The organism is Weissella sp. DD23 (assembly GCF_001579105.1).
GTDB classification, from domain to species: domain Bacteria; phylum Bacillota; class Bacilli; order Lactobacillales; family Lactobacillaceae; genus Weissella; species Weissella cibaria.
The window spans coordinates 59,406-66,536 of record NZ_KQ970398.1; the positions used below are offsets into that span (position 1 = coordinate 59,406).

Annotated in this window: 4 protein-coding genes and 1 pseudogene; all 5 read right to left on the minus strand. The window is 45.4% G+C overall.

All coding sequences use genetic code 11. From position 1 onward, the window contains the following. Window positions 1–60: 60 nt before the first annotated feature. The 5 genes and pseudogenes from ascB to WEIDD23_RS10640 all read right to left on the minus strand — a co-directional run bounded on the left by ascB (window position 61) and on the right by WEIDD23_RS10640 (window position 6,726). A pseudogene (gene ascB, locus WEIDD23_RS10620) lies at window positions 61–1,497 on the minus strand (6-phospho-beta-glucosidase). 27 nt (window positions 1,498–1,524) lie between these two features. After that, window positions 1,525–3,435 carry a PTS cellobiose/arbutin/salicin transporter subunit IIBC gene (ascF, locus tag WEIDD23_RS10625; RefSeq protein ID WP_062358978.1) on the minus strand — a complete coding sequence of 637 codons (1,911 nt, stop codon included), beginning with the start codon at window positions 3,433–3,435 and terminating at the stop codon, window positions 1,525–1,527. Between the two features lie 345 nt (window positions 3,436–3,780). After that, window positions 3,781–5,103, minus strand: a complete 1,323-nt coding sequence (locus tag WEIDD23_RS10630) for an LCP family protein (protein WP_010373972.1) — start codon at window positions 5,101–5,103, stop codon at window positions 3,781–3,783. 181 nt (window positions 5,104–5,284) lie between these two features. After that, on the minus strand, window positions 5,285–6,241 hold the full coding sequence (locus WEIDD23_RS10635; protein WP_010373974.1) for a thymidylate synthase: 957 nt from the start codon (window positions 6,239–6,241) through the stop codon (window positions 5,285–5,287). After that, window positions 6,241–6,726, minus strand: a complete 486-nt coding sequence (locus tag WEIDD23_RS10640) for a ComE operon protein 2 (protein WP_010373976.1) — start codon at window positions 6,724–6,726, stop codon at window positions 6,241–6,243. Before WEIDD23_RS10640 ends, WEIDD23_RS10635 begins: the two co-directional genes overlap by 1 nt. Window positions 6,727–7,131: the final 405 nt, after the last annotated feature.

Below are 7,131 nucleotides of genomic sequence, written 5' to 3' on the forward strand. Positions count from 1 at the left end.
AGGTCAAACAACGTTATCATCGGGGCCAAAGCGCCTTTCGTCTCACTCTCCTATTAACATTTATGACAAGACCGTCCCATTTGAGGCGATAACTTGCTTATACCAATCGAACGACTTCTTCTTCGAACGCTTCAAAGATCCACTACCGTCGTTGTTCTTGTCCACATAAACCATCCCGTAACGCTTAGTCATTTGACCTGTTGAGGCTGCGACCAAGTCAATCACACCCCAGGCAATATAACCCATCAATGGCACACCATCAGCCATCCCGTCGGCCATCGCCTTAATGTGCTCGCGGAAATAATCAATGCGGTAATCATCATTGATCGATCCATCAGCAGCAACTGTGTCTTCAGCCCCCAAACCATTTTCAACCAGGAACAACGGCTTTTGATAACGGTCATATAACTGGTTCATCGTAATGCGCAAGCCAAGCGGATCAATGACCCACCCCCACTTACTCGTTGGTAAATAAGGATTCTTAGCCGACTTCACGACGTTACCTTCGTTGGCCGTCAACTCATCTAAGTTGTGCGCTGATGTACGTGACGCATAGTAACTAAACGACACGAAATCAACGGTATTCTTTAAGATTTCTTCGTCACCGTCGGCCATTTCTATCGCATCAACGCCCTTAGAAGCCAACAAACTCTTCATGTATGATGGGTAGTAACCGCGTGCCTGCACGTCAATAAAGAATGTATTGTCGTGGTCATCCAGCATTGACTGCCAAACATCTTCCGGCTTACTCGTGTAAGGGTAGAAACTACCGCCCGCAATCATGCACCCAACTTGGGCGGCTGGCAGCATCTCATGAATCATCTTCACCGTTAACGCGCTTGCAACCAACACGTGGTGTGCCGCTTGATACGTGACCTGCTTTTGATTTTCACCAGGTTGGAACGCCAACCCAGCCCCCGAAAATGGGCTGTGCAAGATAATGTTAATTTCATTAAATGTAATCTAGTACTTAACTAAATCGCCAAATTCTTCAAAACATGTCTTCGCATAGCGGGTGAAGAAAGTGATCATCTCACGACTACGCCATGAACCATAACCAGTTACTAAGCCCATCGGCACATCAAAGTGCGCCAATGTTACCAACACTTCCATACCATGCTCACGGCACGTTTCGAACAATGATCGATAATAGGCAATCCCTTCAGGATTAGGCGTCTCTTCATCACCATTTGGATACAAGCGACTCCATGAAATTGATGTTCGGAATACCTTCAAACCCATTTCTGCTAGCAGGGCAATATCGTCCTTATAGCGGTGATAGAAATCAATTCCGGTATGGCTTGGATAGTACAATGTCTCATCCAATTCAGGTTGCGCCACTTGACCCAACTTCACCGGCATCCGCTTGTCGCCAATGGGCAACATATCAATGTTACTCGTGCCACGGCCACCTTCATGCCAAGCCCCTTCAGTTTGATTGGCAGCAATTGCACCGCCCCACAAGAAATCTGCTGGAAATACAGTATTCGTCGTCATAAATCTCTTCCCTCTTCTTCGTTAAACTTACGCCATTGCTGGTTCTGTGTCTGCTTCCTTGTCGTGGTGGAAGACTTCCATCACATGTTCCTTGAATGAAACGTGACCAGGCGCAACCGGCGCAATATCCTTAAATTGATCTGAATTTGTAATCACAACCATCGTCGTCGTTGGCAGCCCAGCTGCCTTAATGGCATCCAAGTCCGCTTCCAACAACTCGTCACCGACTGCAACACGATCTCCCGCAGCCACCTTAGCCGTAAATGGTTCACCATTCAATGAAACCGTATCAATACCGACGTGAATCAACACTTCCACACCATTATCGTCTGTCAATCCGATGGCGTGCTTCGTTGGAAAGACCGTCGTGACAGTCCCCGCAATTGGTGACACAACCTTACCATCTTCCGGATCGATCGCCATCCCCTTACCAAGCAAGCCCTTTGAGAACACTTCATCAGCAACATCGTGCAAGCCCTTAGCCATACCAGTCATCGGCGCCATTAGCTTAACGCTGCCGTCATTAGTCATATCTGCTTCGTCATCTTCGACCGGAATATCTTCAAACCCAATAATCAACGTCAAAGCAAATGACACGACTACTGAAATCGCCATAACGGCCGCAATCCACAAAATGCTAGTTGGGTTGTCCTTATCAATAAATTGTACTGACGTAAACAAGCCTGGCGCTGCCATTGAGTGGGAAGCCAAACCTGCCAAACCCGCAACCGCACCAGCAATAAAGCCGGTAATCACTGAAGCAATCATTGGTCGCTTCAAACGAATTGCGACACCATACAAAGCTGGCTCTGTAATTCCTGCAATCAAAGCTGATGACGCTGCCGCCAAAGCCGTTTGACGCAATTCACGATTCTTCGTCTTCATTGCAACGGCCAACGAGGCCCCACCAAGTGACCTGTTAGCGCCAATTTCAGATGGCATAACCATGGCTTCTGAACCCGTTTCGGCAATCGTCGTCACAATCGTTGGTGTAAACACACGGTGCATCCCCGTCATCACCAACAATGGCCAAATCGCCCCAACAATCGCAACAGCCAACCAGCCAAGCTTACCGTGAATACCGTAAACAACGGCTGAGATACCATTACCAAGCCAAACACCCATTGGTCCAACCAATGAAATGGCAATCACCGCTCCCACCAACAAAATTAACATTGGCTTCAAGAAGTTCTTCATTACCACTGGCGTAATACGATCAACACCTGCTTCAATGTAACGCAACAACCATGCCATGACGATGGCCGGAATAATCGTGTACGTATACTTCACTGACGTAATTGGAATCATCGCCAGTGTCACAGCTTGACCTTCAGCTGCCTTAGCCATCAAGTCCATAAATGCTGGGTGAACCATCAACCCGGCAATTGCGACAGCCAAGTACGTGTTCGTGCCAAATTTCTTTGAGGCTGATACCGCCACCAAAATTGGCAAGAAGAAGAACGAGGCATCCCCAATTGTATTTAACAAGACATACGTTGATGACGTTTCGCCTGCCACACCCGTCATGAGTAATAGCATCGCGAGCAACTTCACCATTGACCCTCCGATAATGGCTGGAATCAGCGGTGTCATCGTCCCAATAATGGCATCCAAAATCGTCATACCTACGCGCTTTGGCGTCCACTTTTGCTTTTCCTTTGGCGCATCATCTTGTGCAACACTACCTTCAACACCAAGTGGCAAAATTTCCTTGTAAGCAGCCGCCACATTATTACCAATAATCACTTGGTATTGGCCACCTTGCTTTACCAAACCCATAACACCCGGAATGTTCTTCACTTTGGCATCATCAGCCTTGCTCTCATCTTTCAAAATAAAGCGCCAACGCGTCATGCAGTGTGTCAAATTCGTAACGTTTTCAGCGCCACCAACACCGGCCACAACATTGCGTGCTAACTTTTTAAAGTCTTGTGCCATGTTTTCTTACCCCTATTAACTAAAAATCCCCGTTTGTTTATTACATACTTAATGATAGCGTTTACATTCGCGCAATTATTGGGCGAATTATGCACAAAATGTGAACACGCATGTGCATTCGTATGTTTAATTTCAATCATTTTCATGACTTTACCATGCTTCAGAAATGTAAATGATATGTAACTCCCCAATTACGTTCAATTCAGTTACACATGCTGACAAGTTCAGTCTATTGTAGGTGCCACAAAAATGCAAACGCTTTCATTTTTCAATGGGTCGAAATTTTCGGCTAGAAAAAAAGAACGAGACTAGGGATTTTATCCTAGTCTCGTTCTTTTTCAGTCATTATTGACCATAATAATTGGTTGTTGCTCCGGTCGTATCAGCCGTCGTCCCCGTACCATACGTCGTGGCACCAGTCGTTGCGTCTGTATCCGTCGCTGTGCTACTGTCATCCGATTCAGAATCATCAATATCAGAAGCGCCCGTTGTTACTAAACCGTTTGCCAACAACGTTGCCGCTGTGACTTCACCACCGTACATGTTACCAGTCTTCTTGTGCTTCAAGCCCAATGACTTGCGCAAAACATTAGTTACACGCTGCTTTTCTTCTGGTGAAATCAGCTCAGAAGATCCCGAAGACAAGGTCACTTCAGTTCCTTGAGCATGATCAGTCTTGATATTCTTCGCAGCACTCAAGTACTTCGAAATAATTGTCGTCATATCTCCAAAGGTCAAATCAGTCTTCGTTGAATCTGACAAAGTATCCAAGAACTTCGCATTCACAAGCTTCGTTGGATTACTCTTTGCCTTATCAACGATTGCTTCAAGCACCATACGCTGGCGCTCCTGGCGACCGTAATCACCTTGCGGATCATCATAACGCATACGAGAGAATGCCAACGCTGCCTTACCATCCATCTTATGGTAAGTGTGCGTCACGCCGTCTTGGGCCGTAAACGTGTACGTTGATGATCCCTTCTTAAAGCTAAACAAGTATCCTGCGTCATCATGCGCCGTATAAGGGTTATACGCAAAGGTTAGCGGTGACTTTACCTTCACCCCATCAAGTTCATTAATGACCTTTTCCATACCGCCCATGTTAACAAGCGCGTAGAAATCAATCGGTACATTTAACCAATCTTGAATGGTTTGAATAGTCGTCTTGGCTGAACCAAATTCGTAAGCTGAATTCAACTTTTGTGGGAATTCATCTTCATAACCAACGGGGGCAATCACCGAATCACGTGGCAATGACATAATCGTCACTTTATCCAGCTTTGGATTAACGGTCACGAGCATCAATGAATCTGTACGCCCCTTATAGTCACGTCCCAGTTCCCCCGTATCAGTTCCCAATAGTAAAATTGAGAATGGCTTACCGTCTGACAACACATCTGACACGTCGCGGGCTTTTTTCAAACCGGTGCTTTGATAAGCATCATCCACAGCGTTCTTTGTATTATTGTAGGCAATACCAAACATCACTCCCACGGCCAATACAATCACAGCTACGACCGCCAAAATTGTATTACGTACCCGCACTTTGTCGAACTTTGGCCCGTCCCCTTTGGGATTCATATTCGGCATCCGTACCTTACTCAGCGGGTTATTAGCCGCACGTTCTGCCTCTCGACGCGCAGAACGTGAATTTGGCTCATTATCCATGAGCGTCTCCTCTCTTACCTGGTCAGTAACCAGGCAATCAACTTTCTTGACTGTTTTAGTTATCTTTTTAATATTACGAGCTAGAACTTTAATGAAACTTATCGTAACCTATTCATTTTAATACAAAAAGGACGCCCCGTCAGCATATCTAGCAACGGAGCGTCTTTTTCATGTCTATTTTTTAAACAGCTACTGGTGCCTTAATCGACTTAGCCGGCTTATAGCCTTCTACTTTAATATCATCCATCGTATAGTCAAAAATCGATTTTACATCTGGATTCAATACTAATTGTGGTAATTCAACCATCTCGCGTGACAACTGTTCAGTCACTTGTGCAATGTGATTAGAGTAAATGTGGGCATCCCCCAACGTGTGGACAAATTCACCCGCTTCAAGCCCCGTTTGTGCGGCAACCATATGCAACAAGAGCGAATATGACGCAATGTTAAATGGCACGCCCAAGAAAATATCTGCCGAGCGTTGGTACAGTTGCAAGCTCAACTTGCCATCGGCCACATAAAACTGGAAAAGCGTGTGACATGGTGGCAATGCTTGTGATGGCACATCTTCAGGATTCCACGCCGTTACAATCAACCGTCGCGAATTAGGGTTTGTCTTAATTTGGTTGACCACATCGTCAATTTGATCGATAAATCCACCCTGCACCTTACGCCAATGACGCCATTGCGCACCATAAACATCCCCAAGTTCACCATATTGCTTAGCAAATGCATCATCTGCTAGGATTCGGTCCACAAACAATTGATGTTGTTCATCATATTGGGCCTTAAACGCTTCATCGACTAAGGAGCGGCGCCCAAAATCAGTCATATCTGGACCAGTGTAATCTGCTGATTCAATCCAGTTCTTAAAGGCCCACTCATCCCAAATATGATTGTTGTGTTCCAAGAGGAATCGAATATTGGTATTTCCTTGCAAAAACCACAACAACTCACTCTTAATCAAACCAAACGGCACTCGCTTTGTTGTGAGCAGCGGGAAACCCTCCGCCATGTCAAAGCGCATCTGGCGACCAAAAAGCGACCGCGTCCCCGTCCCCGTTCGGTCACCTTTGGCATGCCCCGTCTCCAACACTTCTTGCGCTAAATCTAGGTATGCTTGTTCATTCTGACTCATTAGTTCTCCTCCATCACGTACTTTTCAAAATCGACTAACTGAACATCCGCTTGCGTCAATGGCACTTGTTGCAAGGCGACATTTTTCGCCTCAATTAATGACATTGCAAATTCGTCATTATTATAATTACGCAAATAGTTTATTTTCTTAATACCTGCTTGTAACAAGAACTTCGTGCAGTGGACGCACGGAAAATCTGTCACGTAGATTTCAGCACCTTCTGCTGCAATTCCCATCTTTGCTAATTGCATCAAGGCATTTTGTTCGGCGTGAACTGCCCGAATGCAGTGTCCATCTACCAGTAAATCACCAACTTCCGTGCAATGTGGTGTGCCGGTTACTGAACCGTTATAGCCACTCGCAATGATTCGGCCATCTTTGACGACTACCGCACCAACGTGTAGGCGTGTACAGGTACTACGTGAAGCCAGCATCGCCGCTTGCATCATAAAATACGCTGGCCAGCCAATTCGTTCGTCTTTCATTATCGCATTCCCCTCTTGCTGTGTTTGTAATTCAAGATTAACAGAATTCACGAACTATACAAGTCTTGACTTATTACATAGTACGGCAATTGATTGCGTGTCATTTATCTAATGTTCGGCGAAACACAACACAATCATTCGCGCTAAATCAGAACGTTTGCTTTTCCAACGATTCTCCCAAACCACTTGTTGCGCTATTCGGGATTATGGCATTTTGCACCCAGAACTTTATCATTATCTCTAAAAATCTAATTTTACAAAATGCTTGATAAAATTATTTTGTATTGTTAATTTTCTTTTTTTGTGCTAAAATTAAAAACAGGTTTGGTGCACACTTTTTGCGCACCGGTTTTACGCAGCGATTTCATTTGTCGCTGGTTGTGAGGACAGCCTCACGAAAGGAGT